This is a genomic window from Microbacterium sp. NPDC064978 (assembly GCF_044543605.1).
Classification (GTDB): Bacteria; Actinomycetota; Actinomycetes; order Actinomycetales; family Microbacteriaceae; genus Microbacterium; species Microbacterium meiriae.
Genome location: NZ_JBITWF010000002.1, coordinates 534,179 through 559,991, shown reverse-complemented (window position 1 = coordinate 559,991; position 25,813 = coordinate 534,179). Strand labels below are relative to the sequence as shown.

Sequence of the window (25,813 nt, the reverse complement as noted above, 5' to 3'; positions counted from 1 at the left end):
CCCAGAGAAGAGGAAGTCCATGTTCACCGCACGAAAGTCCCGCCTCGCCCTTGCCGGCGGCGTCGCGCTCGCCGCCGCCCTCGCCCTCTCCGGCTGCGCCAACAGCAACCCCCTGGACGCGCCCACCGACGACTCCGGCGACGGTGGGGGCATCGACACCATCGTCATCGGCTCGCAGGCCTACTACTCGAACGAGATCATCGCCGAGATCTACGCGCAGGCGCTCGAGGCCGCCGACTTCGACGTCGACCGTCAGTTCAGCATCGGCCAGCGCGACGCCTATATGCCGGACGTCGAGTCCGGGGCGATCGACCTGTTCCCGGAGTACACGGGCAACCTGCTCGAGTACCTGGACAAGGATGCGACCGCCACGAGCCCGGACGACGTCTACGCCGCGCTGAAGGACGCGCTCCCGGACGGCCTCACCGCGCTCGACTACGCCGAGGCGTCCGACCAGGACACCTACACGGTGCTCAAGAGCTTCGCCGAGGAGAACGACCTCACCTCGATCGCCGACCTCGCGGACGTGACCACCCCGGTCACGATCGGTGCGGCGCCCGAGTTCGAGCAGCGCCCGTACGGTCCGGCTGCGGCCAAGGAGGTCTACGGCGTCGACCTCGCGTTCTCGGCCACCGGTCCCACGACGCTGGAGTCGCTGCTCGCCGGAGAGATCCAGGTGGCGGACATCTACTCCGCCGACCCCGCATTCCAGACCGAGGACATCGTGGCGCTGGAGGACCCGGAGAACATCATCCTGGCCTCCAACGTCGTGCCGATCGCGTCCAGCGACGTGGCCGACGAGATCGCCGACGTCATCAACGGCATCAGCGCCAAGCTGACCGCCGAGGAGCTCGTCGCCCTCAACGTGCAGAGCACGGTCGACCAGAAGTCGGCGGAGGACATCGCGAAGCAGTGGCTCACGGACAACGACCTCATCTGAGTCGTTCCCGCGAAGCGCCCGGCCCTCAGGGCCCGGGCGCTTCGTCGTTCTCGCCCACCCGCGTGCACAACTCCGGAGATCTCGCCCGACACGCCGCGGAGCACCCCCGGCCGACGGTGTGTCGCCCCGAATCTCCGGAGTTGTGCACGGGGCGGGGTCAGGTCCGAGCGTCCTGCTTCGGCACGACCACCTGCTTGACGATGATGAGGATCGAGGCGGTGACGGGCACGGCCACCAGAGCGCCGAGCAGGCCGAGGAGCGTGCCGCCGGCGAGAGCGCCGATGACGACGAGCGAGCCCGGCACCGCGACGGCCTTGTTCATGACCCGCGGCGTGAGCACATACGCCTCGATCTGCATGTAGACGAGGTAGATCGCGGCGAAGATCAGGGCGGCGATCGGGTTCGTGAACAGCGCGAGGATGGTGCCGATCATCCAGAACAGCACCGAGCCGACCAGCGGGATGAGCGTGACGCAGAAGGCGATGGCGGCCATGAGCGGCGGGAACGGCAGACCGAGGACCGTGTAGAGGATGAGGGCGAGGGTCGCGTTGCAGAAGGCGAGGACCACCATCCCCATCACGTAACCACCCACGGAGTCGGTGATCTGCTGGGAGATGTCGTCCGCGCGGCCGCGGTCGCGGGCCGGGACGAGGCGCAGCAGCCCCTGGCGCATGGCCGGGAGCGTCGCGACGAAGTACAGGGTCAGTACGAGCACGACGATCGCGCCCGAGATGCCGCTCGCGATGGACGCACCGACCTGCAGCGCGCCTCCGCCGATCGTCGCGAGGTTGCCGAAGTCCGACAGGAACTTCTCCACCTCCGATACGAGGTCCTGGAACTGGTCGCCGAACTGGTCGTTGAGGGTGGCGTAGATGTCGGACTTCGTGAAGTCCCGGATCATGCCGGGGACCGACTTCACGAAGCCCGCGATCTGCTCGACGACGATGGGAACGATCATCCAGAGGACGAGGCCGACGACGACGATGAGGGCGAGGATCGTCACCACGACGGAGAGCGCGCGGGACAGCCCGCGGCGTTCCAGGAAGCGGACGGCCGGGTCGAGGCCGAGCGCGGCGAACAGCGCGAGCGCGATGTAGATGAGCACGGTGGAGAGGTTGTAGAGCGCGCTGCCGATCACGAGCGCCCCGAGGCCGCCGAGCGTCACGAGGAACCCGAAGACGAACGGCCGATCGATCCGCGTCCAGAACGAGCGGCTCGGCGTGGTCGGCTCGATCACCACGGGCCGGGGCGGGCCGGGCGCCATCGGCGTGTTTCCCGGCGCCTCCACCGCGGCGCCGACGAGCGCGGCATCGACGGGGGCGGGTTCCGGGGCGCGGCTGCCCTGGTCGTCCTGGGGAGCGGAGGCCGGCGACTGGTCGTTGCTCATGAGCACACGATAGCGGTGCCCCTCGTCGGGGGCAGGGTGATCTGCGGCTCTAGAGTAGGGGCATGACTGCCGCTGAGGATCCGAAGGCCGAACTGCTCCGGCTGCGTGCGAGCATCGACAACATCGACGCGGCCCTGATCTTCCTGCTCGCGGAGCGGTTCCGCGCCACACAGCAGGTGGGACACCTGAAGGCCGAGCACGCGATGCCGCCGTCCGACCCGAACCGCGAGGAGCAGCAGGTCGCCCGGCTCCGGGCGCTCGCCGAAGACGCCCACCTCGACCCGGAGTTCGCGGAGAAGTGGTTCAACTTCGTCGTCGCCGAGGTCATCCGGCACCACACCGAGGCCGCCGAGGGACGCTGACTCCGCTCGTCAGGCCCCGCGCGCCGCGAGCAGCCGATCGCGCACCTCGCGCCGCAGCACCTTGCCGATGAGCGACCGCGGGAGGTCGTCGACGACGGTGATGCGCCGCGGCACCTTGTAGGCGGTCAGCCGCGTACGGCAGAAGTCGCGGAGCCCCTCCATGTCCTCGGCGGCGCCCTCACGGAGGACAACGGCCGCCGCGACCTCTTCGCCGCCGCTCGACCGGGGCAGCCCGACGACGGCCGCCGCCACGACGTCCGGGTGGGCTTCGAGCGCGTTCTCCACCTCGCTGGGCGCGACGTTGAAGCCGCCGGTGATGATGAGCTCCTTCCGGCGGTCGACGATGGTGACGAATCCGTCCGGTGAAACCTCCGCGATATCGCCGGTACGGAGCCAGCCGTCCGGCAACAGGGCCTCGGCCGTCTCCCCCGGCCGACCCCAGTAGCCCTGGAAAACCTGCGGTCCGCGCAGCAGCAGCTCGCCGGGCTCGCCCGTGGGCACGTCGGCGTCGGGGTCGTCGGGATCGACGACGCGGATCTCGGTGCTCGGGAACGGCACTCCCACCGTGCCGGGCCGCCGGGTCGGACCCATCGGGTTGCCGAGCGCGACGGGGGAGGCCTCGGTCATCCCATAGCCTTCGACGAGCAGCCCTCCGGTCGCCTCCTCCCAGCGCCGCACGGTCTCGACGGGGAGGCTCATGGCCCCGGAGATCGCGAACCGGACGCTCGAGAGGTCGACGGTGCCGCGTCCCGCCGCCCGCGCCAGCTGATCGTAGATCGGCGGGACGGCGGGGAGGAAGGTCGGCGGGCTCGTGCGGGCGGCGTCGGTCACGAGGCCCAGGTCGAACGTCGGGAACAGCACGACCTTGGCCCCGATGCTCAGGGCGAACGTGAGGCACAGGGTGAGGCCGTACGCGTGGAAGAGCGGAAGCACGGCGTAGAAGGTCTCCTCGCCGTCGCGGAGCCCGGGCACCCAGGCCCGCCCCTGCATCGCGTTGGCCCGCAGGTTCGCATGGGTGAGGATGGCCCCCTTGGGAATCCCTGTCGTGCCGCTCGTGTACTGCAGGACGGCGGTGTCGCCGAGCGACGGCGCGGGCGTCCGTCGGGGAAGCCGCCGGTGGGACACGAGCTTCTTCCACGGCGTCAGGTGCCGCGCGCGCGGCGTGCCGGTCAGCTTCGCCCGGGACGCCCGGGCCTTCGGGACCGGGAGTCGCAGCAGGAGGCGCTTCGACAGGGGCATCGCCGCCGTGAGGTCGACGCTCACGATGTGGTCGACCCGGAGATCGTCCGGGAATCCCGCCACGGTGTCGGCGACCTTGTCCCACACGATCGCGACCCGGGCCCCGTGGTCCTCGAACTGGTGGCGCAGCTCTCGCGCCGTGTAGAGCGGGTTGTGCTCGACGACGATCGCGCCGAGACGCAGGACCGCGTAGAAGGCGACGACATGCTGCGGGCAGTTCGGCAGCACCAGCGCCACGCGGTCGCCCTTGGTGACCCCGAGGTGGCGGAGTCCTTCCGCAGCGCGGTCGATCTGCTCACCGAGGTCCCGGTAGCTCGTGACGGCGCCGAAGAACTCGAGGGCGGGCCGCCGCGCGTACTGCCGGATGCCGGCGGCCAGCATCTCCGGCAGCGTCTGCGTCGGCTCCTCGATGTCGGCCGGCACGCCCTCGGCATAGGAGCGGAGCCAGGGACGGGAGGACAGCGGCGCGTCGGTCATACCCTCATCCTCCGACACGGACCTGTGCTCCGCCTCCCCCTTGCGCTCACCGCCGTTCGGCGGCAGTCACCCGTCCGCGAGCATGCCCATGACGATCGCGTCGACCCATTCGCCGTCCCAGCGCAGCGCCTCCCGGCGCCGGCCTTCGACGACGAACCCGGCCTTTTCGTAGGCGCGCTGCGCCCGCGGGTTGAAGGCGTACACCTCGAGCTCCACACGATGCAGCCCCACCGCGTCGAAGGCGTGACGGAGCACCGCGCGCGTGGCCTCCGTCCCGTATCCGGCGCCGAACCACCGCGGACCCGCGAGCGCGATGCGGAACCCTGCGGAGAGGTTCTCCTCGTCCAGGTCGCTGAGGACCACCTCGCCGATGTGCGCGCCGTCGTCGCGACGGAGGATCGCCCAATCCGCCCGGTCCTCCCGGTCGGCGAGCGACCGGAGCCAGGTCTCCACGCCCTCGCGCGTGAAGCGCGCGTGGGTGCCGGTCAACCGCAGCACCTCGGGCTCCTGCAGCGCCGCCCAGGTGCCGTCGAGATGCTCGGGTCCGAGCGGCACGAGGTCCAGTCGCTCGGTGGACAGCGCGGGGACGGGAGTGAGAGAGAGCGCCATCAGACGGTGAGCACCCGCCCCGTGACGATGCCCTCGACCGCGCGCACGTACGCCTGGCCGACCTCGTCGTCGGTGACCGGGCGGTGGCCGGGGAAGGTCGAGAAGTACCCGGGGGAGTTCGCCAGCACGTCGGGGGAGACCGCGTTGATGCGGATCCCCCGCGGGGCCTCGGCTGCCGCCGTGATCACGAACGACTCCAGGGCGCCGTTGGCCATCGCCGCCGCCGCTCCCGACGCGATCGGCTCTCGCGCGAGCACGCCGCTGGTGAGGGTGATCGAGCCGCCGTCGGTCACGTGGTCGAGGGCGATCCGCACGACGTCGAGCTGCGCGAGGGTCTTCCCGGTGAAGGCGGACAGGTAGTCGTCGCGGTCGAGATCGGTGAGCGGCTTGAAGGGCACGGAACCCACGGCGACCACGACGGCATCGACCGGGCCGACCCGCTCGAAGAGGCTGCGGATGGAGGCGGGATCGGTCACGTCCACGCTCTGCTCGCCGGAGCGGGACGCCCGCACGACCTCGTGTCCGCGGACGTCGAGGGTGGCGGCGACGACCCCGCCGATGCTGCCGGTCGCGCCGATCACGAGTGCCTTCATGCGGATTCCTCTCCCAGGACGGATCGAGGCGACGGACCGGCCGCCCCGCGGGATCGAGTCTCCCATCCTTGGCCGGGCGGGAGGGAGCGGATGCTCACGGACGGAACGGATGGCCACCGTCCTCAAGCACCATGCCCCTGACCCGCGACGAGGATGCTGCCATATTTCTCGATCGGTATGAATATATGTTCGACCTCCGAAGCAAGGGGAACATATGACGTCGGCCTCGTTCTCGCGGTCGTGGACAACGATCGGAACGATCGGGTGGCGTGATGCTGGGCAGATCGGCAAGGGGGCCGGAGTTGTGAGCGGACAAGCGCGCATCTGGGCGCAGCGGAAAATGATCTTTGGTACGGGCGGCTGGGACATTCAGACGATGCAACCCTGCCTCCGTCTGAACGGTGGCGGGGGCGGCAGCAAGTCGCAAAGCGTAGTCTGCTCCATCTACTAGAAGGGGGACCGTTCATGTCTCATGAAGCGACCATCGACCGGAGCAGGCGAGAAGGGGTCATCTTCCTTGCGATCGCCGCCGGCGGAATCCTCACGTTGATCTCAGCGGTTCTCGCCCTCCCCATCGGAATCGCACTAAGCGTCACTAGTGCTGTCCTAGCGGTCGTGACTCACGGCGTGAAACGAAAGCTCCTGGCAGCGATCGCGAGCTCCGGCGCAGTGCTGTGCGCGACGATTGCGCTATCGCTGCTTGCCACCAGGTTCTGACCACGCCCTGGGGAGAGGGTCAGCGCGGGCTGAACTCGGCGGCCACCACGCGGGTCGCCGCGCCGAGCAGGACGGCATCGTCGACCGCGCTCGGCACCACGGTGGGCCCGAGAGAGGGGTGCGAGGCGGCTCGGACCGCGGTGGCCGTCGCGTCGACCAGTGCGGCTCCGACGATCTCGTCGGGACCGCTCAGCACGATCGTCGGCAGGTCGACGGCGGCGGCGATGACCGAGAGCGACGTGCCGAGCCGCGCACCCGCGGCGGCGAGCACCTGCGGGCGGTCCGCTCCCGAGGCGTCCAGGCGCCGGGCGATGGCGGGAGCCGCGGCCCACGCGTGGACGCAGCCCTCGCGGCCGCACAGACAGGCCTCGCCGGGGTCGCCGCCAGCACCGACGTGCGCGAGCTCGCGGGCACCGATGGATCGTTCGACCGGGGCGCCGTCGTCGCCGACCACGCGGATCGCGGTGCCGATGCGGGTGCCGAGGCGGACGAGGAGGAAGTCGGTGCCGACGGAGCCGAACCGCTGCTCGGCATCGGCCACGAGATCGGCGTCGTCGAAGAGGTGCACGGGGGCGTCGAGGATCTCCGCGAGTCGTGGCCCGAGACCGAGCAGCGCGGAGGAGCCGGTGGGCACACCGATGCCGATGCCGAGCGCGGGACCGTCGGCGAGGCTCCGCAGCTCCGCGACGAGACCGGCGACGGCTTCCGCGGGGTCCGGGATGCGCGGCCGGTGGAGGCGGTGCGAGAGGCGCCCGTCGGGCGAGGCCAGCGCCCCGATGACCTCACCGGGCACGGAGAGGTCGAGCGCGATGACCTGCACGGCGCGCTGGTCGAACTCGATCATCACGGCGGGCTTTCCCGGCCGGGACTCCTGACTGGGTCCGCTCTCCCGGATCACGCCGTCGGCGAGCAGATCGCGCACGACGTCCGACACGGTGGGGCGGGCGAGGCCGGTGAGCCGGGAGAGATCCGCGCGGCTGAGAGCCGACTGCTCCATGAGCGTGCGCAGGACGAGGGCGCGGTTGCGTTCCCGGATGCCGCGAGCGTGGCCGTTGGACGACGTCTGCGCGTCTCGTGTCCGATCGGCGGCGCGCTCTAGGATCTGGGGGTAGCGCATGATGCTCCTCCCGATCGACGCTCGGGCTGACTAAGTTCAATGAATAAACTAACGGACCGAGCGTACGGAGCGGTACGCGCGCTGTCAATCGACGGACCTCGGCCCCGAGAAGGAACTCGCAGATGTTCACCCACGACGACGCGCTGGACACCCAGGCGGCGGTTCGGCGAGCGAACCTGCGGCGGGCGCTCCAACTCGTCTTCCAGGCGTCCGGTTCGCAGACGCGCGCCGGTATCGCGCGGGCGACCGGCCTCACAGCGGCGACCGCGTCGTCCCTCGTCGCGGAACTCATCGAGCACCGGCTCATCGCGGAGGGCGAGCAGGCGGTGAGCACGGGGGGCAAACGCGCGACCACGCTCAGCATCGACGCGGAGCATCATCTGATCCTCGTGCTCGTCGTGCAGCCGACCAGTGCGTACCTGGCGCTCGTCGCCCTCGACGGCTCCGAGGTCGCCCGCCGCAGCGTCTCCTACACGACGCAGACCCGCGACCGGGTGCTGGACGAGACCGTCGCCGAGGTGGTGGCCGCCTACGGCGCGCGGCTGCTCGCGATCGGCGTGCAGGTCCCGGGGACGACCGACGGGCGCACGGTGCTGGAGAGCGTGCAGCTGGAGTGGCACGAGGTGCCGCTGGCCGAGCGCTTCGAGACCATTGCGGGCGTCCCGGTCCTCCTCGTCAACGACGTGGACGCCGAGGCCATCGCGGAGGCCGGTCTCGACGCCGCCCCGTCGGGATACCGGCTGTTCATCCACAGCGGCGGCGGCATCGGCGCCGCGGTCACCCTCGACGGAGAGCTCGCGCCGGGGCCTCGCGACCGTGCGGGGGAGATCGGGCATGTGCAGGTGGTGTTCGGCGAGGCCGCGCGTCCGTGCCGCTGCGGACGCCGCGGCTGTCTGGAGTCGGCGGCCGCGATGGGACCGATGCTGGGGGAGGAGTTCTCGGACGCGCTGGACGTGCCGGCCGTCCGCACCCTCGTCTCCCGTGCGGATCAGACGCTGATCGACGACGGCGCGCGGGCCCTGGCCCGTGCCATCAAGCTCATCGGGGCGCTGCTCGATCCGATCGAGGTCGTCATCGGCGGTCCCGCGACGGAGCTCGGTCCTCGGTTCCTGGAGCGTGTCCGCGCCGAGAGCGGCTATCCCGCCCGCGGCACCGCCGACGTGCCGATCCGCTACGCCGATCCCCGCGTCGCTCCTTCCGCCGGGGCCGCGCAGGCCGCCCTCACCGCGGTCCTCGGCGTGCGATGGAGCCCCGAGCAGCTCCGCGCCGGCGGCCCCCGCCCCTGACCCCGCCCCTGACCTCTGCCGGCGGATGTTCCGGCTGCACGACCCGGGTACGTTCGCACGACCGGATCCGTCCGGAACCCCTGCACGCGCGCCGCGGTCGTGCAGGTGTGCCGGACGGGAACCCGGGGGGTGGACCGGAAGCCGGGTGGGTTACTTCACGCTGCCGGCGGTGAGGCCGCCGACGAGACGCTTCTCGATGAGCATGAACAGGATGATGACGGGCAGGATCGCGACGATCGAGACGCCGAAGACGTACTGCCAGCTCGTCTCGTACTGACCGACGAACTTCGTGAGCGCGACCGACAGCGGCTGGTTCTTGTCGGTGGACAGGATCACCAGCGAGGCGGCGAACTCGTTCCAGCAGGCCACGAACGTGAACACGATCGCGGTGACGATGCCCGGCCAGACGAGCGGGAGGTTGATCCGGAACAGGACCGTGAGGCGCCCGGCGCCGTCGATCTGCGCGGCCTCGTCGACCTCCTTCGGGATGCCGGCGAAGAACGAGTGCATGATCCACACCGCGAACGAGAGGTTGAAGGCAGCGTTGATGAAGATCATCGCGGTCCAGGTGTCGCCGAGGCCGAGGACGGTGAACTGCCGGAACAGGCCCGAGGTGAGCACGGCCGGCTGCAGCATCTGCGTCACGATCACGAGGAACAGGAACACCATGCGCCCGGGGAACCGGAACCGGGCCGTGTAGTAGGCCGCGGGGAGCGACACGAGCAGCACGAGGAGGGTCGCGAACACGGAGATGACGATGGTCGAGACGAGGTTGTACGGCAGTGGCGTCTCGGGCGTCGACCACATCGTGAGGTAGTTCTCCCAGTGCCACTCCACCGGGAGGTAGGTCGGGTCGACCGAGCGGATCTGCGCCTTCGTCTTCACCGAACCGAAGAACATGATGAGGTACGGCAGCACGAAGATCGCGAGCACGAGGAACCCGGCGGCGGTGCGCAGGATCACCCGGGGCAGAGTCACCTGGTCGGCGGTGTAGCGGCGCCGACGGCCGGGGATCGGCGGGGTGCGTCGTCCGCGGGAGTCGGCGGTGGTCACGAGGGCGGTCTCGGTCACGGTCATGATCAGACCTCCTTCATGGGCTTGACGATCTTGACGTAAGCCGCGACGATCGCGATCACGATGAGGAAGGCCACGACCGACAGCGCGCTCGCGACGTCGACCTTCTTCTGCAGCTCGATGTACTTGAAGATCAGGGTCATGATCGTGTCGGCGCCGTAGCCCGGGATGGACCCGGTCATCACCTTGAGGATCGGCAGCGAGTTGAAGACGTTGATGATGTTGATGAGGATCGCCACGGCGAGGGCGCTGCGCAGCTGCGGCAGGATGATCGACCAATAGGTGCGGGCGGCGCCGGCGCCGTCCATCTTCGCGGCCTCGATCGCGTCGGCGGGGACCGCCTGAAGCCCCGCGAGGATCGTGTAGGTCGTGAAGGGCAGCGACACGAACACCGCGATGACGATGGACCAGACGAACGCCGTCGTCGGGTTCTTCGTCCAGCCGTAGCCCACCGCGTCGTCGGAGAGCCCGATGTCGTAGAGGAACTTGTTGAACACCCCGAAGTACGGTTCGAGGCTGTAGTAGAAGACCATCGTGGTCATCACCACCGACGCGGCCCACGGCACGATGACCGCCATCCGCACGAGCTGGCGACCCGGGAACGCCTTGTTGAGGATCTGCGCGAGGCCGAGCGAGATGACGACCGTGAACAGCACCACCGACACGACCCAGACGATCGTGCGGACGAAGATCGGCCAGAACTCCGGGAACGTGAAGACGGTCACGAAGTTGTCGAAGCCGACCGAGCCCTTGTCCAGACCCGAGAGCGAGATGTCCCGCGTGGAGTTGAAGAACATGACGCCGGCGGGGAACAGCACCACGCCGATGATGAGCACCAGCGCGGGAGCGATCCAGGGCAGCGCCTGGAGGAGGTCCCGCCCGCCGGGGCGACCGCGCACGGCCGTCCCGACGTCCGGGGTGCGGGGGCGGCCGGTGGCCGCCCCCGCGAGGTTCGAGGATTCTGTCGTCTGGCTCATGGGGGATTCCCGAACCTCTCCGTTCCGCGGGTCAGCCCGCGTCCACCTGGTCCTGGATCTGCTTCAGCACATCGGCCGCCGGCTGGTCCTGGATCTGTCCGAACAGCGACTTGAAGGCGCCGTCCGCGGCCGACCACTTCGGGTTGGTCGACGGGTAGAACTGCGCGTCGGGCAGCACGTCGAGGAACGGCTTGAGGGCCTCCTCGCCGGACAGCTCCTCGGCGCCGGACTTCGTGACGGGGAGGAAGCCCTCCGCCTGCACCCACGGCACGTAGACCTCAGGCGAGTAGAAGTGGTCGAGGAACTTCGTGATCGCCTCCTGCTTGTCGCCGTCGTTCTCGAACGCCATCAGCTGGTCCATGACGCCGAGGGTGAACGGCGAGCCGTCCTTCGTCGGGATCGGGACGATGGAGTAGTCGAGCTCCGGGTTGTTCTCGGCGATCTGACCGACCGTCGGCGGCAGGCCGACCTGCATGCCGATCTTGCCCTGGATGAAGATGTCCATCAGCGGGGAGCGCTGCGTGGAGCCGGGGTCGGCCTGGGTCGCTCCGGCGTCGATCATCTTCTTGATCTGCTCGGCGCCGACCAGGTTCTCCGGGGTGTCGATGGTGATCTCCGACGCGTCGCCGAAGGATCCCCCGCCGCCCCAGAGCCACACGGCGGCCTCGGCCTGTGCCTCCTCCGAGCCGAGCGGCATGCCGTAGCCCGCGACACCACCGCCGAGCCCGGACACCTTGGTCGCCGCGTCGAGCAGGGAGTCCCAGTCGGTCGGCGCCTCGACGCCCGCCTGGGAGAGGAGGTCGTTGTTGACGAACAGGGCGCGCGCGGAGGCGATCATCGGCAGCGCGTAGGCGGTGCCGTCGACCTCGGCGTTGGCGAGGAAGGAGTCCTGGAAGTCGGAGTAGACGTCGTCGGACACGACCTCCTCGACGGGGTAGAGCAGCTCGTCCTCGACGAAGCCCGCGAAGGGGCCGCCGTTGTAGATGTCGGGCGCCTCGCCGGCCTGGACCTTCGTGGAGATGACCTTCTCGAGGTTGTCCCACGACTGCACCTCGAGGTTGACCTTGATGTCGGGGTTGTCTGAGGTGAACCCGTCGATGACGTCTTCCCAGAGACCCTTCGTGGCGTCGGAGTAGCTGGGGACGAGCAGGTCGAGCGTACTGGCGTCGTCGCCGCCGCCGCTGTCTCCTCCCGATCCACCGAAACCGCAGGATGCGAGCGACAGCGTGGCGACGGCCGCGACCGCTGCGGCCCCGTATCGCCGTGACTTGTTCATGGGCATTGCATTCCTCACTGTGGGTGCTGCTCCAGCGGGCGGGATCCGCTCTCCGGAGAGGGGGGTGGTGCACAGTCGCAGAACACTCCACGCGACGGTGCGTGATGATCGCGCCGCCTGAGCGGTCGTGATCGTCCGAGCGGGGGCTCGGGGGAACTCGTCCTGATTATTTGTCAGGCAAACAAACAAATCAAGATGTTGCTCTCCTGGGACGAAATACTATGATCGGATAACGCCCGAAACAATCACAAGTACGCAACATCTCGTCCGAAAGGCCTCTTCATGACCGCTTCGCTGCCCGGCGCACACATGCGCGCAGAGCTCCGCTCCCAGCCGGAGATGTGGGCCACCGCCGCCGAACTCACCGCCGAGCAGGCTCTGCTGCCGGCCCGGGGTGCACGGGTCGCGGTCGTCGGCTGCGGCACGTCGTGGTTCATGGCGCAGTCCTACGCCGCGCTGCGCGAGTCGTCCGGCCACGGCGAGACCGACGCGTTCGCGGCCTCCGAGGCCTTCGTCGACCGCGGCTACGACGCCGTCGTCGCCCTCACCCGCTCCGGCACCACCACCGAGGTGCTGGAGCTCGTCGACCGCATCAAGGGGCGCACCCGCACGATCGGCGTGATCGGCGACCCCGACTCCCCGCTCGTCTCCCTCGTCGACGATGCCGTGCTGCTGCCGTTCGCCGACGAACAGTCGGTGGTGCAAACGCGCTTCGCCACGACCGCGCTCGCCCTCTTCCGGGCGTCGCTGGGTGAGGACCTCTCCGGAGCCATCGCCGACGCGTCGGCCGTGCTGGCCGAAGACGGGGACGACATCGAGCTGCGCGATGCCGAGCAGTACACGTTCCTCGGTCGGGGCTGGACGATCGGCCTGGCCCACGAGGCCGCCCTGAAGCTGCGCGAGTCGTCACAGTCGTGGACCGAGGCGTATCCGTCGATGGACTACCGTCACGGTCCGATCGCCATCGCCGCCCCGGGCCGGGTGACGTGGCAGTTCGGAGAGGCACCGGAAGGACTGGCCGCGGAGGTGCGCGCCACGGGCGCCCGTTTCGAGCACCGCGCGATCGACCCGCTCGCCGATCTCGTGCGCCTGCACCGGACAGCCCTCGACCGTGCCGTGGCCCGCGGGCTCGACCCCGACCAGCCGCGCAACCTCACGCGATCCGTCATCCTGGATGCATGACGCCAGCGATCCCCGGAGCCGAGCGATGACCCCGAACGACGCCGCGGACGCGATCCCCGACGTCGCGAGGGACGAGGCCGGCGAGAAGCTCGCCGCGGTGCGCACGCTCGGCGCCGGGTCGCCCGTCCTGGCCTTCGACGTCGGAGGGACGGACATCAAGTCGGCGCTGTTCGATGCGGACGGGCGGGCGCTCGGTCTCCGCCGCACGCCCACCCCCACGGCCGACGGCGACCGCACCCCCGCGCTGCTCGACCGGCTGCAGGTGCTCGCCGCGCAGCTCCGCGATGAGCATCCCGATGTGACGCCGCGCGCCGCCGGGCTCGTTGTGCCGGGGATCGTCGACGCGGCCGCCGGGATCGGAGTGTTCGCGAGCAACATGGGCTGGCGGGACGCACCGCTGCGCGCGCTCGCCGCCGAGCGTCTCGGCCTCCCCGTCGCGTTCGACCACGACGTGCGCGCCGCGAGTTGGGCCGAGCACGAGCTGGGCGGCGCGCGGGCCTACGACGACGCGGTGATCCTCGTGATCGGCACCGGGATCGCGGGGGCCCTGCTCGTCGGCGGCCACCCCTACACGGCCGGAGGCTACGCCGGCGAGATCGGTCACTCCCCGATCGCCGACGGACCGGTGTGCCCGTGCGGTGCCCGTGGCTGTCTGGAGGCCGTGGCCTCGGCGGGCGCCATCGCGCGCCGCTACCGGGAGGCCACGGGGACGACCCCGGACGGTGCCAAGGACGTCATCGCCCGCGCGGCCGCCGGGGATCGGGTCGCCGCGGAAATCTGGGACTCGGCGCTGGACGCACTCACCCTGTCGCTCGCGCAGCTGACCGCCGTGGTCGCCCCCGAGGCCGTGGTGATCGGCGGCGGACTGTCGCGGGCGGGCGGCGCGCTCTTCGACGAGCTGCGGACCCGTCTCGCCGCCCGCCTCAGCTTCCACCGCCTCCCCGCGCTCGTCCCCGCCGAGCTGTCCGGCAACGCGGGCCTGATCGGCGCCGCCCTCCGCGCCAGGGAGCTCGCATGATCCTCACCGTCACCCCGAACCCGGCCCTGGACCTCACCTGGCGGGTCGATCGCCTCGTCGCAGGCGGGACGCACCGCACGGACACCGGGGCGTCCCGCGCCGGCGGCAAGGGCCTCAACGTCGCCAGGGTCGCGCACGCCGAGGGGGCGTCCGTCCTCGCGCTGACCACGGCCGGCGGTCCGGTCGGCGCGGAGTTCGCCGCGGAGCTCACGGCCAGCGGCCTGCCCCATGTGCTCGTGCCCGTCGCGGCCGACACCCGTCGCAGCATCGCCCTCGTCGACGAGGCCGCGGGCGACACCACGATCGTCAACGAACGAGGGGTGAACCCCACCGATGCCGAGTGGGGCGGGCTTCTCGCGGAGATCGTCGACCGGCTTCCCGGCGCCGGGGTCCTCGTCGTCTCCGGGAGCCTCCCCCCGGGAGCGCCGGAATCGCTCGTGCCGATGCTCGTCGCGGTGGGCGCCGACGCCCGGGTCCCGGTGATCGTGGACACCTCAGGCCCGGCCCTCCTGCGCGCCGCCGACGCCGGAGCCACCGTGCTCAAGCCCAATGCCGCGGAGCTCGCCGAGGCCACCGGCATCGACGACCCCGTCGAGGGGGCCCGGTCGCTGCTGGCCCGGGGCGCCGAGCTCGTGCTCCTGTCGCTCGGGGCCGACGGCATGCTCGCGGTGACCGCGACCGATCTCCTGCACGCCCGACTCGACGAGCCGCTCTCCGGCAACCCGACCGGTGCGGGAGACGCCGCGGTCGCGGCCTGCGCCGTGCTCTCCGCGGAGGGCGAGCGTGATCCCGAGGTCATCCTCCGCCGCGCGACCGCGTGGTCGGCGGCCGCCGTGCTCATGCCGCTCGCCGGCGACATCTCTCCACGCTGGCGCGCGCTCGAGGAGCAGCTCCGCGTGTCCCGCCCCGACCCCGCCTCTTTCCGGAAGGACCCTTCGTGACCCTCGTCTCCGCCCGGGAGCTCCTCTCCGCGGCTGCCACCGCCGGCACCGGCATCGGTGCCTTCAACGTCATCCACCTGGAGACCGCGGAGGGCCTCGTGCGGGCCTCCGCACTCGCACAGCTCCCCGTGATCCTGCAGATCTCGCAGAACTGCGCCGACTATCACGGCGGTCTGGAGCCGATCGCCCTCGCGACGCTCGCCGCGGCACGACGCGCGGAGACCCCGGTGGCGGTGCACCTCGACCACGCGGAGCGACCGGAGCTCGTCGAGGAGGCGGTGGCCCTCGGCTTCGGCTCGGTCATGTTCGACGGCGGCGCGCTGCCCTACGACGAGAACGTGGCGGTGACCGCCGAGGTCGCCGCCCGGGCGCGCGCGGCAGGGGTCTACGTGGAGGGCGAGCTCGGCGAGGTGGGCGGGAAGGACGGCGCCCATGCCCCCGGCGTGCGCACCGATCCGGACGAGGCGCGGGCGTTCGTCGCCGCGACCGGGGTGGACGCGCTCGCCGTGGCCGTGGGGTCGTCGCACGCCATGACCGACCGCACCGCCTCCCTCGACCTCGACCTCATCGCCCGCCTGCGGGCGTCCCTCCGCGGTGCCGCCTCCGACGGGACCGACGTGCCACTCGTGCTGCACGGCTCCTCCGGGGCTGCCGACGCCGTGATCGCCGACGCCGTGCGCGCCGGGATGACGAAGGTCAACGTCTCCACCCACCTCAACGGCTTCTTCACGCGCGCGGTCCGCGAGGTGCTCGCCGCCGACGAGCGTCTCGTCGACTCCCGCAAGTACCTCGCTCCCGCCCGCGCCGCCCTCGCGGACGAGGCCGCCCGGATGCTGCGACTGTTCGCCCTGCTGCCGTCGCAGAATCCCGCTCCGGTCGCAGAGGTTCCCGGCAGGGCTGCGACCTCGACGCGAAACGACGACCGGTGAAGCGCGCGGCCCGACTGCACGCGATCCTCGACCTCCTCGCGGCGGACGGGGAGGTGACGGTGGAGGAGCTGGTGGAGCGGTTCGGAGCCTCTCCGGCCACCACCCGCCGCGACCTCGACTCCCTCGCCGAGCAGCGGCTGCTCACCCGCACGCACGGCGGGGCCGTTGCCCAGACCGTCGCCTACGAACTGCCCCTCCGCTACAAGAGCCATCTCCGCACGCACGAGAAGGAGAGCATCGCACAGACCGCGGCGGCGCTCGTCACCCCCGGTATGGTGGTCGGCCTCTCCGGCGGCACGACGACCACGGCCATCGCGGCCGCGCTCGCCGCCCGCGAGGACCTGGCAGCGGAGGGCGGGATCACGGTGGTCACGAACGCCGTGAACATCGCCGCTCAGCTCGCCACCCGGCCGGAGATCAAGGTGGTCGTCACGGGCGGTGTCATCCACTCGCGCACGTACGAGCTCGTGGGCCCGTTCGTCGAGCAGCTGCTCCGCGGGGTGCGGCTGGACCTCGCCTTCATCGGTGTGAACGGGATGGACGCGACAGCCGGGGCGACCACGCAGGACGAGCGCGAGGCGGCGGTGAACCGGATGATGGCGGAGCGTGCGCGGCGCGCCGTCGTCGTGACCGACGGCAGCAAGCTCGGGGTCGAGGCGTTCTCCACGGTCGGCGGGCCGGAGCTCTTCGCCACCGTCATCACGGATCGAGGAGCCGACGGCGCCGCGGTCGATGCGCTGCGCGCCGCGGGGTACAGCGTCCTCCTCGCCTGAGGCGCTCCGGCCGCCCGCGGACACCCCGAGGGCCTCGGCGTCCCCAGATCGCCGAGGCCCTGCGGGAGCGTCGCGGCTGCATACCGTGACCCTCCCGAGCAGATGGTGTCCGTCTCGTCTTCCCGCTCCCCAGCGGCGTTTCCCCAGAACCGACGGCGCCTCCCTCGGGCCTCTCCCTTCGAGGCCTGTCGCTCGACACCTTCCGAAGAACAGGAGAGGGTGGGTGCGATTCTGATACCTCGGTCCGGCAAAAAAGTCAGAATCCGTTGCCGTGACACTGGAATGGGGCGGAAACCCCCGTCGTCAGCGCGGCGCTCGCCAGGGCGTCGGCGGGAGAAGCACCGGTCGAGAGGCCGTCGTGGACCGCGGTGAGGAGCTCGCAGGCGTCGTCGTCCGGCACCGTGACCGGGGCCGCGATGACCGAATCCGCGCCCGCGTGCAGCCAGACCCGCGTCATGCCCAGGGCCTCCTCTCCCCAGCGCACGGAGGAGCGCCCCAGCTCGCACGCCGAGAGGATCACGGTCCGCGGCACCCGGGGGATGAGGTCGACGTCGTAGCCGAAGAGCACCCCGTCGGCGAGCTCGAAGCCGGAGAACAGAGGATTGTCGACCGCATGGCGTCCGTGCGCGGCGATGTGGAGCACATCGACGGAACCGGCCAGTGCCGTGGCGGCGGTCACGGTCGCCTCGGTGCCCTGCAGCAGGCGGGTCGCCCCCCGCGTCGTCCATGAATCCGCCGCGCGCCGGACCTCTTCCGCCGCCCGCGGTACCCGTGGTCCCGCCGCGAAGCCCACGCTCGGGGTCGAGGCGGCGGCCGTCGTGCCGTGAAACCAGCGCGAGACCGAGGTCGCGAGGGTGAACGGCACGCCGTGCATGCCGGGGAGCATGGCCCACGGCACCCCGCCGAGGATTCCGGGAACGGTGACGACGAACCGCTCGGCGCCCGCGGCGGCCCCGCGCATCGGCCCGAGCAGCTCGTCGTCAAGGACTGCGAGGCGTGCCGTCAGAGCGCGCGCGGTCACCGGCCCCATCGCGCCGCCCCGCGTGAGCGCGGCCATGTCGAGGTCGGCGCGCAGGCCGTCGAGAGCGGTCCGTACCCGCGACCACGACAGGTCGACGACGGTCGCGCCGTCCGGCCGCACCACCACCCCGTGCAGGCCGGTGCCGGTGTAGACGTAGGCCAGCACCGCCGTATCGGACGGCAGGAGCGCGGAGGTCTCGGCGAGCGTCCGGCGCTCCCTCGTCGCTCCCGAGCCGGTGGCGGACCACTGCCGCTCCCGCACCCGGTCGCGGAGCGAGCGGACGGTGGGGTCGGTCGTCCAGTCCGCCCCCGCGAGGTCGGCGCGCAGCATCCGCAGTTCTGCGAGGTCGGCGGCGAGGGCGTCGTCGTGCGGGGGGCGGACGGGGGCGACCTGTTGGCTGAGGTGCCGGGCGCGCTCGGACCACTCGAAGAGCGTCGCAGGGTCGCGGCGGCGGACGGCGGCGGCGAGCCCGGTGAACACGAGGTCGCTGGCGTGCATGGCGACGGAGGCCTGCAGGTCGAGGGCGCCGAACGACCGCTGCCACGCCGACATCAGTTCGAGCCCGGCGGCCGCGGCGCGCAGCGCCTCCCCGTCACGGCCGCGTCCGGCGGCGCGGGCCGCGCGGACCTCCTGCGCACGGAGCCGCAGCGGCGTCGGGGCCGAGGCGGGGACGCGGGGGAGGCGGCCGGTGCCGTCGCGGCGGGCGCTCAGCCGCAGGGCCGTGGCCTCGGTGCGGAAGCCGCTCCGGTCGAGCTCCTGCGCCACGCGTTCCCACGCGTCCGCATCGAGGGGGCGGTCGGGCCGGATCCGCTGCCGCGCCTCCAGCTCCACCGCGGCGGCTCTGGCCGCCCAGCCGCTGCTGCCGAGGGCGGTGAAGCGTCGGGCGGCGGTGCGGGCGGCGCGCTCGGCCGCTCGAGGGTCGTGCCGGACGAGCGAACGGGCGAGGTGGAATTCGGCCTCACCACGGGCCTGGCGCATCCGCTGCGCACCGAACTGTACGGCCACGCGGCCGAGCAGCGCCTCCGCCTCGGTGGTCAGGCCCGCGTCGCGGAGCACCTCGGCGCGGTCGAGGTCGCTGATGGCGGTGGCCAGGGCGCTGGTGGCCGCGAACGTCGGCCGGGACGCGGCCATCAGGCGCAGCGCCGACACGAGGTCCCCGCCGAGCAGCGCGGCATAGCCGAGGTTGTGCGTGGCCTCGGCGAGGGAGTCCCGTTCCTCGTGCGCCTCGTAGATCCCGATCGCACGTCGGAGGTCGGCCATGCAGGTGTCCAGCTGATGGCGCTGCATCCGCACCACCGACCGGTTCATCAGACAGTTCGCGAGGGCCGGCGTCTCGGCACCGGCAGCGGTGAGGGCGTCGATCGCGGCGGTCAGGCTCGCCTCGGCCTCCTCCATCCGTCCGCCGTGCATGAGGAGGGCGCCGAGCTGCCCGCCGAGGAGGGCGACCGTCTCGGCCTGCAGTCCGTCCCTGGCCAGGGCCTCCCGGCACAGCGCCTCCGCCGCCGCGGGCTCACCGGTCTGCGCGAGCACATACGCCGTCGTGCCGTCGATCCGCGCGCGGAGGTCGACGTCGTCCGTGCGGGCGGCGGCTTTCTCCAGCTCCCGCCGGGCGCGGGTGAACTGCCGGGCGTTGGCCGCCTCGACGCCGCGTCGGTGCAGCGCGCTCGCGGACAGGGGCATCCGTCCAGGATGCCGTGCCGGGGTGGTCGTGCGGAAGGGTGCGAGGCGTCAGGACCTCTCGTGCGGCGTCGGCAGCGACGTCAGGACGGCGGCGACGGCCTTCGCGGCGACGGCGGGCTTCACGCCCTGGGCGGGGACCGCGCCGAGCTGGGCGGCGACCCGTCCGGCGATGTACGGAGCCGCGAAGGAGGTGCCGCTCCACACCGCGAAGCCGCCTCGGTAGTCGTCCGGGTCGAGCGTCTCGCGCGGCAGCCCGTCGACGTCTGCGCGGGTCGCGGCCTGCGCGCCGCCGACGAAGGCCGGCGAGGTGCTGACCACCGCGGCGCCCGGGGCGTACACCTGCACCCACGGGCCGACGTTCGAGAACAGGGCCACGGAGTGCGCCGACGGGTTCAGGGCGCCGACGGAGACGTGCGGAGCCCCGTGGTCGGACCGCAGCCCGTTGTCGGCGCCGGGCCACGGCCACAGCGACGCGGGGAAGGAGGGGCGGTCGATCGCGTCGTTGCCGGCCGAGCAGACGACCACGCAGCCGAGTTCCCTGGCCTTCGCGAGCAGCTCGTACAGCGTCGTGCTGAAGAGCCCGTCGGTCGGGGTCTCGTGGTAGTAGCTGAGGGAGAGGTTCAGCACGTCGATCGGGAAGCCCGTCGTCGGATCCTCCCGATGCCGCCGGAGCAGCTCCACGACCTGCGCCACGGTCTCGAGGAGCGTGCTCTCGTCCACCACCCCGAGCGCGCCGGCGACACGGATCGACAGGATGTCGGCGTCCGGAGCGGCCTGACGCACGAGGCCCGCGATGAAGGTGCCGTGCCCGGCCACCGCGTCGATCTCGCCGTCGAGCTGCCCGTAGAGGTCGGGGTAGCGCTCCGGGTCGGCGTCGTCCGTGAAGCCCACGGGGACGCCGTCGAGCTCCACGTGCCGGGTGACGATGTCGGACGGCAGCCAGGCGTGCTCGCCGCACCCGGTGTCGAGGACCGCTACGACCGGCCGTCGTCCGCGCTTCGGAGCGGCGGCGCGGGCCGGGGCGGGACCGAGCCAGGTGACCGGCTGCCGCGCCCCGCGTCCGGGCTCCAGGTAGTCGTCGCTGCCGCCTCCGCCGGGTGCCGCACCGCGGACGGGGTTCGTCCGGGTGAACGGGTTGGTCCGGGTGAACGGGTTCGTCCGGGTGAACGGGTTGAGTCCGACCGGATCGATCGAGAGCACGTGCTCGAGGCTGGTCCGCGGCATCGTCGAGCGCGACAGACGGCGCGCGCGTTGCAGCACCCGCCAGGCATCGGGTGCCACGGGGGACTCGCCCCTGGTCGGCTCATCCGGCGTGGTCAAGCGCGCCCGCAGGAAACCCGCGACGCCCGGCACGAGCTCGCCGTTCCCGATCTCCCGCTCCGGCGACTCCAGCTCCAGCCGCCAGCCGAAGGAGTCGGCGGCATCCCTCAGGGCGCGCAGCTCGCGGTCGTACGCCTCCTGCTCGTCGAGGGCGCGCGTGATCAGCAGGCGCTCCGGCAGGTACGCGGTGGGGAACGCTCGGATCCCGTCCACCGGTTCGGTGCTGGGGTCGAGGGCGGTCCCGCGGCGGATCGATCCCTCCGCGCGGTCCTGCCAGGTCCATCCCTGGGGTTGCTCCATCGGTCATCCTCTCCGTGGGCATCGACGGCGACGGCGTCGGCGATGCGGGGTCACAACTCGAACTGCGGGGTCTCCAGGGTGCGGGTCTCGTCGCCGACCGTCGCGGTCAGGCGCACGCGGCTGAGCCCCGACGGCACCTCGTCGAACATGAATCGGCCGGTCTCCGCCGGGGTCGTGCGGCGTTCGCGCTCGCCCTGCAGCAACACGATCTCCGCAGCGGCGGTGTCCACCCAGCCGTCGATCCGTCGTCGTCCGGACGCGGTCGTCGTGACGTGGAGGAGGATGCTCGTGCTGCCGTCGCTGAACTGCAGGGTGAGGGCGTCGGTCTCGCCGCGGACCGTGCCGAGCTGGCCTTCCACGAGGGTGAGCAGCGCGTACTCGCGGTTGAGCCCGTCCGCCGCGACCGCGGCGACCATCCGGTCGATCAGCCCGGCAGGGACCGGATCGACCTCTCCCCAGAGGCTGCGCAGGCGGGCGAAGAGCCGGGCGTCGTCCTCATCGCTCATGATCGTCCCTCCGTCCGACGGGCCGGGGCGTCGAGGAGGTCGCGGAGCTTCGCGAGGCAGCGGCTGCGGGTCGGCCCGATGCTGCCGACCGGCATGGACAGGTCGCGGGCGAGGCGCGCATAGTCGGGGCGGTCCTCGAAGGCGATCACCCGGAGGAGACGCTGGCAGCGCTCGGCGAGGCGGCGGACCGCGGCCCAGAGCCGTCGGTTCTCGTCGTCCAGCGTGGCGTGCTCCTCGGCGGACGCCTGCTCCGGAAGCAGGGCGTCCAGGTCGTCGGATTCCGCGGTGTCGACGCGACCGTTCGCCTTGCCGACCTTCCAGGCCTCGCGGCGGGCGGTGGTCGTGAGCCACGCGGAGACGGCCCGCGGGTCGGCGATGGCACCGTGGCCGCGCACGAGCTGGAGCCAGGTCGTCTGCACGACGTCTTCCGCGAGGGTGCGTTCGAGGCCGTAGGCGCGCACGACGTGCCACAGCACCGGCGTCATCAGCCGCACCAGGTCGTCCATCGAGCGGCCGTCGCCATCGCGCCACGCATCGAACAGGTCCGCGGCACGTTCCCAGCGTGCGCGCCCGTCGTCGGATGCCGGATCGAAGGCGGCGCCGGGGGCACCGTCGATCATGAAGCCCATTGTGATCACACCTACCAGGAGCACGGCAAGGGCTCGGTGATACATGTCGCGGTCCAAGAATTCCGACGCCCGAATCCGTGGGGCGACGACACCCTCGATAGCGTGGAGGGGTGATCGCTCTCGTCGTCGTGCTGTTCCTCAATGCCGGCTTCAACGTGCTCGTCTGGCCGCGGTTCTACAAGCGGGTCGCGAACGATCCGCGCGCCAGGGACGAGAACGGCAAGGCCACCCCGTTCCTCCGCGTGCACGTCATCCTCATCGCGATCGCGCTGGTGCTCGCCGTAGCCTCCGCGGCGGCGGGGATCACCGTGCTGGCGGTCGCGCCCTAGCGCACTGTCTCCGCCTCAGTCCGCCTCGTACTGGGCGGCGTGTGCGGCCCACCGAGACTCGACGGGAAGGTTGCGGAGGGCGCGATTCCCGATCGCGAGGGCGGCGGCCAGCACGCACAGGGCTGCGCAGATCAGGATGGTGCCCTGGCGTCCCGCCCACGCGAGGCCGAAGCCGGCGATGAGGGGGGCGAGCGGCATGGCTCCCATCGCAAGCACGCCGATGGCGCTGTTCGCGCGCCCCAGCAGTCGGGAGGGCGTGGCCACCATGAAGTAGCCCATCATCCCCGCATTGAGGGCGGGGAGGAGGAGCACCGAGGCACCGAGGACGACCGCGACGGCCCACGGCGCGGACACGAACGACAGCACCACGGCGCAGAGGGCGACGACCGTGAGTCCGCCGATCGTCAGCACCCCCGCCGGGATCCGGGGCACGAGGAACGGGGCGACGACCGCGCCGACGAGCATCACGGCGCCGATCGCCGCGCTGACCGTGCCGATGAGCAGTTCGGAGTGCCCCGCCTGCTGCAGGGCGTAGACGACGGTGGTGATCGCGGCGTTGAAGCCGAGGTTGATGATCGTCATGATGAGCATGACGCCGCCGAGGTCGGGGCGGGACAGCAGCCAGCCGAATCCCTCCCGGAACTCCCGCCAGGCGTTCGGGCGGGCCGGGGGCGCGTCGAGGTCCGCGTCCTCCTCGGCACCGGTGTCGGCGATGCCCGCTCGCCTGGTCTGACGGCCGAGCAACCCGGCGGTCACGGCCGCGACGAGGTGGCAGGCGGTCATGACGACGCCGACCAGCCAGCCGCCCACGCCGAGCAACAGCCCGCCCAGCGGCCCTCCTGCGAGCTGGAGGGCAGCGTCGCGCCCCTGGTTCGCGGCCTGCGCCCGCCCCATCGCGTCATCCGGGACGATCTCCTTCAATGCGCTCTCGCCGGCGACGTCGAAGAGGCCGCTCCGTGCGGCCAACAGCACGTCGATCACGAGGAGGGTGGCGAAGGTGAGAGCGCCGCCGAGGGCGAGGAGCGTGAAGGCTCCGGCCAGCACGATCCCCAGGATCGAGCCGACGAGCATGAGCACGATGCGCCGGTGCCGGTCCGCCAGGATGCCGCCGACCAGCGTGAGCAGCAGGCGGGCCACCATGCCCGCACCTGCGATGACGCCGGCCTGCGCGGGGTCGTTCGTGATGATCAGCGCGAGCAGCGGCACGGCGAATCCGAACAGGGCAGACGCCAGGCCTTTGCTCGTATCGCTGACGAGCCAGGTGAGGTAACGCGTGTTCCGCAACAGGCGGTGGGGGGTGGGCGTCATCGTCATGGCTCGACGATAGTTGCGCAAGACTAATTGCGCAACTATTCGTGCGGAATTGCGTGACTAGGATCGGGGAATGGCCGACGACGCGGAAACGACCTCCCGGGAGGACGCCGCCTTCATGACGTCGGCCATGCTCAAGGCCTACTCGCACCCGTTGCGCCGACAGATCCTCCGCCTGATCGCCCGGCGGGGATTCCTGCGCGCGGCGGACATCGCGGGCGAGCTCGATGTGCCCGCCAACAGCGCCAGCTTCCACCTGCGAGTGCTCGCCGAGGCGGGGCTCATCGAGGAGGCGCCGGAGCAGGCCAGAGACCGCCGCGACCGCGTGTGGACGGGCCGCAAAGGGGCCCTCAATGTCGGCGGTCCGGAGAACCCCGTGCCCGACGAGGCGCTCGGCGGGGCCGTCGTGGCGGCGCTCGCCGAAGACCACCAGGACCTCGTGCGGCGGGTGATGGCCTGGACCCCGGAGTACGTTTCCGGCCGCACGGCCGAGGTGCACGCGTCATTCGTGCAGCGCACCATCCGCCTCACGGAGGCCGAGTTCGACGACGTGATGCACAACATCAACGACGTGCTCTCCGCCGCCGACGCCGCGCACGACGACACCGACCCGACCGGCCGTTACTGGCAGATGGACATCGTCGTCGCCGACGACACCATCTGAGTCACTCGTCGTCGTCGTCGGGGCGCTCGCCGCTGAGGATGAGGATGCGGCGGAGGTGCATCGCCGTCAGCACGCCCGGTCCCATCGAACTGCGGACGTCGAACGTGCGGTCGTCGACGCGCTCCAGCAGGAGCCGGATCGCCCGCGCCGCCTCGCCGCGACGGCGGTGCGCCGCGCTCGAGGCGGGGTCGTCCTCGGCGATGACGTCGGCGACGGCGTGGCAGGCCGCGGACAACGGCTCGGGCAGCGCGGGGTCGAGGGGCATGCCGGCGGGGCGCTCCCAGATCGTGTCGGCCGTGGCGTCGGCGATGTCGCGGATGAGGTGCGCGATCCGGTCCAGGGTGGAGAGCTGCTCGTGGATGTGGGCGGTTCCCGCGTGCCGACGGCGCGCTCGGGGGTTGTAGCGCACGCTCTCGTCGGCTTCGGCCAGGGCCGCACGGAGGTCGGCAGTGGTCTCGGCGAGCGCGGCGGCATCGTCCGCCCACTGCGCGGTCTCCGGCGGCCAGGATTCGGAGACCGCGGAGCCGATGTCGTGCAGGTGTCCCGCGAGCTGTCGGCGGAACTCGTCCACCCGCGCCTCTGCCGACCCGATGAGCGGTGCGGGCGCGAAGAGAAGGTTCACCACCAGGCCGATCACGACTCCGACCCCCATCTGGGCCAGGTAGCCGACGGAGTAGTCGTCCGCGTTCTGACCGCCGATGATGAGCACGAACAGCGCCGCCATCGGGACGTACTCCTTGCCGACGCCGAACCAGCCGGTGCCGGAGACGAGGACGCCGAGGCCGACGACGAGGGGGATCGTCCACCACGTCGGTCCGACGGTGAGCACGATCACCGCGGCCAGACCGATACCGGTGGCCAGGCCGAACAGGGTCTGCAGGCTCGACCGCATGGACCCCATGAGCGTCGGATACATGCTCACGAGCGCGCCGAGGGGTGCGTAGTACGGGTACTCGTCGGTGACTCCCGGCATGTGCGGCGCGATTGTCCACGCGAGCCCGACGGCGAGCGCCGTCTTGACGACGAGGAGCAGGCGGGCGGGTCGGACCGCCTCGCGAATGGTGCGGGCGAGGTACGAGCGGCGCTCGCGGACGCGCAGGCGGGAAAGGTCAGGCGTCACGTCATCCTCTCCTCGCGGCGGTCGGGTGGTCCTCTC

General features: G+C 71.5%; 24 protein-coding genes. 10 read left to right on the top strand and 14 right to left on the bottom strand.

Translation table 11 applies throughout. The annotated features are described in order from the left end of the window. Positions 1 to 19: 19 nt before the first annotated feature. Entirely contained in the window at positions 20 to 940 is a 921-nt protein-coding gene (locus ACIGJI_RS09540; protein ID WP_363445245.1) for an ABC transporter substrate-binding protein, read from the top strand. Positions 941 to 1,097: 157 nt separating this feature from the next. Here ACIGJI_RS09540 and ACIGJI_RS09535 read toward each other — a convergent pair whose 3' ends face one another. After that, on the bottom strand, positions 1,098 to 2,327 hold the full coding sequence (locus tag ACIGJI_RS09535) for an AI-2E family transporter (protein ID WP_363445243.1): 1,230 nt from the start codon (positions 2,325 to 2,327) through the stop codon (positions 1,098 to 1,100). 62 nt (positions 2,328 to 2,389) lie between these two features. Between ACIGJI_RS09535 and ACIGJI_RS09530 the strand changes: the two genes are divergently transcribed. Continuing rightward, positions 2,390 to 2,689 (top strand): chorismate mutase, encoded by a 300-nt coding sequence (locus ACIGJI_RS09530; RefSeq protein ID WP_025104206.1) that lies wholly within the window; start codon positions 2,390 to 2,392, stop codon positions 2,687 to 2,689. Positions 2,690 to 2,698: 9 nt separating this feature from the next. Here the strand turns inward: ACIGJI_RS09530 and ACIGJI_RS09525 are convergent, their stop codons facing one another. From ACIGJI_RS09525 to ACIGJI_RS09510, 4 genes are all read right to left on the bottom strand, one after another. Continuing rightward, positions 2,699 to 4,405, bottom strand: coding sequence for a long-chain-fatty-acid--CoA ligase (locus ACIGJI_RS09525; RefSeq protein ID WP_363445241.1), 1,707 nt, complete (start codon positions 4,403 to 4,405; stop codon positions 2,699 to 2,701). Between the two features lie 66 nt (positions 4,406 to 4,471). Beyond that, positions 4,472 to 5,014, bottom strand: coding sequence for a GNAT family N-acetyltransferase (locus tag ACIGJI_RS09520; RefSeq protein ID WP_187662869.1), 543 nt, complete (start codon positions 5,012 to 5,014; stop codon positions 4,472 to 4,474). Further along, positions 5,014 to 5,607 (bottom strand): short chain dehydrogenase, encoded by a 594-nt coding sequence (locus tag ACIGJI_RS09515; RefSeq protein WP_187662870.1) that lies wholly within the window; start codon positions 5,605 to 5,607, stop codon positions 5,014 to 5,016. Before ACIGJI_RS09515 ends, ACIGJI_RS09520 begins: the two co-directional genes overlap by 1 nt. Positions 5,608 to 6,343: 736 nt before the next feature. Further along, on the bottom strand, positions 6,344 to 7,441 hold the full coding sequence (locus ACIGJI_RS09510; protein ID WP_363445239.1) for an ROK family protein: 1,098 nt from the start codon (positions 7,439 to 7,441) through the stop codon (positions 6,344 to 6,346). A 122-nt stretch (positions 7,442 to 7,563) separates the two neighbouring features. Between ACIGJI_RS09510 and ACIGJI_RS09505 the strand changes: the two genes are divergently transcribed. Continuing rightward, entirely contained in the window at positions 7,564 to 8,727 is a 1,164-nt protein-coding gene (locus ACIGJI_RS09505; RefSeq protein WP_363445237.1) for an ROK family protein, read from the top strand. 150 nt (positions 8,728 to 8,877) lie between these two features. Here ACIGJI_RS09505 and ACIGJI_RS09500 read toward each other — a convergent pair whose 3' ends face one another. Genes ACIGJI_RS09500 through ACIGJI_RS09490 form a run of 3 tightly spaced genes read right to left on the bottom strand, consistent with a single transcriptional unit; the run spans position 8,878 to position 12,060 of the window. Beyond that, positions 8,878 to 9,804: a carbohydrate ABC transporter permease gene (locus ACIGJI_RS09500; RefSeq protein ID WP_025104200.1), complete on the bottom strand. Its 927-nt coding sequence runs from the start codon at positions 9,802 to 9,804 to the stop codon at positions 8,878 to 8,880. A gap of 2 nt (positions 9,805 to 9,806) precedes the next feature. Beyond that, the gene (locus tag ACIGJI_RS09495; RefSeq protein WP_268777549.1) at positions 9,807 to 10,778 is read right to left on the bottom strand and encodes a carbohydrate ABC transporter permease; all 972 of its coding nucleotides are present in this window, start codon (positions 10,776 to 10,778) and stop codon (positions 9,807 to 9,809) included. Between the two features lie 31 nt (positions 10,779 to 10,809). Continuing rightward, on the bottom strand, positions 10,810 to 12,060 hold the full coding sequence (locus ACIGJI_RS09490; RefSeq protein ID WP_363445234.1) for an extracellular solute-binding protein: 1,251 nt from the start codon (positions 12,058 to 12,060) through the stop codon (positions 10,810 to 10,812). Positions 12,061 to 12,336: 276 nt separating this feature from the next. Between ACIGJI_RS09490 and ACIGJI_RS09485 the strand changes: the two genes are divergently transcribed. The 5 genes from ACIGJI_RS09485 to ACIGJI_RS09465 are packed head-to-tail and all read left to right on the top strand — an operon-like array spanning position 12,337 to position 16,897. Then, on the top strand, positions 12,337 to 13,236 hold the full coding sequence (locus ACIGJI_RS09485; RefSeq protein ID WP_259951719.1) for an SIS domain-containing protein: 900 nt from the start codon (positions 12,337 to 12,339) through the stop codon (positions 13,234 to 13,236). Positions 13,237 to 13,261: 25 nt separating this feature from the next. Then, positions 13,262 to 14,254, top strand: a complete 993-nt coding sequence (locus tag ACIGJI_RS09480) for an ROK family protein (RefSeq protein ID WP_259951720.1) — start codon at positions 13,262 to 13,264, stop codon at positions 14,252 to 14,254. Then, positions 14,251 to 15,195 (top strand): 1-phosphofructokinase family hexose kinase, encoded by a 945-nt coding sequence (locus ACIGJI_RS09475; RefSeq protein ID WP_363445232.1) that lies wholly within the window; start codon positions 14,251 to 14,253, stop codon positions 15,193 to 15,195. Before ACIGJI_RS09480 ends, ACIGJI_RS09475 begins: the two co-directional genes overlap by 4 nt. Further along, entirely contained in the window at positions 15,192 to 16,124 is a 933-nt protein-coding gene (locus tag ACIGJI_RS09470) for a class II fructose-bisphosphate aldolase (protein ID WP_366244257.1), read from the top strand. Before ACIGJI_RS09475 ends, ACIGJI_RS09470 begins: the two co-directional genes overlap by 4 nt. After that, positions 16,121 to 16,897, top strand: coding sequence for a DeoR/GlpR family DNA-binding transcription regulator (locus ACIGJI_RS09465; RefSeq protein WP_268777543.1), 777 nt, complete (start codon positions 16,121 to 16,123; stop codon positions 16,895 to 16,897). Before ACIGJI_RS09470 ends, ACIGJI_RS09465 begins: the two co-directional genes overlap by 4 nt. Positions 16,898 to 17,153: 256 nt before the next feature. On the opposite strand, the gene ACIGJI_RS09460 is transcribed toward ACIGJI_RS09465, so the two are convergent. From ACIGJI_RS09460 to ACIGJI_RS09445, 4 genes are read right to left on the bottom strand one after another with little or no spacing between them, the layout of a single operon-like run. Then, entirely contained in the window at positions 17,154 to 19,598 is a 2,445-nt protein-coding gene (locus ACIGJI_RS09460) for a CHAT domain-containing protein (protein WP_363445228.1), read from the bottom strand. 48 nt (positions 19,599 to 19,646) lie between these two features. Next, a complete protein-coding gene (locus ACIGJI_RS09455; RefSeq protein ID WP_363445226.1) occupies positions 19,647 to 21,218 on the bottom strand; it encodes a S8/S53 family peptidase in 1,572 nt (523 codons plus the stop codon). 50 nt (positions 21,219 to 21,268) lie between these two features. Further along, the gene (locus ACIGJI_RS09450; protein ID WP_268777540.1) at positions 21,269 to 21,724 is read right to left on the bottom strand and encodes a hypothetical protein; all 456 of its coding nucleotides are present in this window, start codon (positions 21,722 to 21,724) and stop codon (positions 21,269 to 21,271) included. Beyond that, on the bottom strand, positions 21,721 to 22,344 hold the full coding sequence (locus ACIGJI_RS09445) for an RNA polymerase sigma factor (RefSeq protein WP_232089144.1): 624 nt from the start codon (positions 22,342 to 22,344) through the stop codon (positions 21,721 to 21,723). Before ACIGJI_RS09445 ends, ACIGJI_RS09450 begins: the two co-directional genes overlap by 4 nt. Before the next feature lie 119 nt (positions 22,345 to 22,463). Here ACIGJI_RS09445 and ACIGJI_RS09440 point away from each other — a divergent pair, with 119 nt between their 5' ends. Then, positions 22,464 to 22,682 carry an SCO4848 family membrane protein gene (locus ACIGJI_RS09440; protein WP_259951727.1) on the top strand — a complete coding sequence of 73 codons (219 nt, stop codon included), beginning with the start codon at positions 22,464 to 22,466 and terminating at the stop codon, positions 22,680 to 22,682. Positions 22,683 to 22,697: 15 nt separating this feature from the next. Here ACIGJI_RS09440 and ACIGJI_RS09435 read toward each other — a convergent pair whose 3' ends face one another. Further along, the gene (locus ACIGJI_RS09435) at positions 22,698 to 23,996 is read right to left on the bottom strand and encodes an MFS transporter (RefSeq protein WP_363445223.1); all 1,299 of its coding nucleotides are present in this window, start codon (positions 23,994 to 23,996) and stop codon (positions 22,698 to 22,700) included. A 70-nt stretch (positions 23,997 to 24,066) separates the two neighbouring features. On the opposite strand from ACIGJI_RS09435, the gene ACIGJI_RS09430 reads away from it, so the two are divergent. Continuing rightward, entirely contained in the window at positions 24,067 to 24,657 is a 591-nt protein-coding gene (locus ACIGJI_RS09430) for a transcriptional regulator (protein ID WP_187662885.1), read from the top strand. Position 24,658: 1 nt separating this feature from the next. Here ACIGJI_RS09430 and ACIGJI_RS09425 read toward each other — a convergent pair whose 3' ends face one another. Then, complete coding sequence (locus ACIGJI_RS09425) at positions 24,659 to 25,777, bottom strand: aromatic acid exporter family protein (RefSeq protein WP_259951730.1); 1,119 nt, start codon at positions 25,775 to 25,777, stop codon at positions 24,659 to 24,661. Positions 25,778 to 25,813 lie beyond the last annotated feature (36 nt).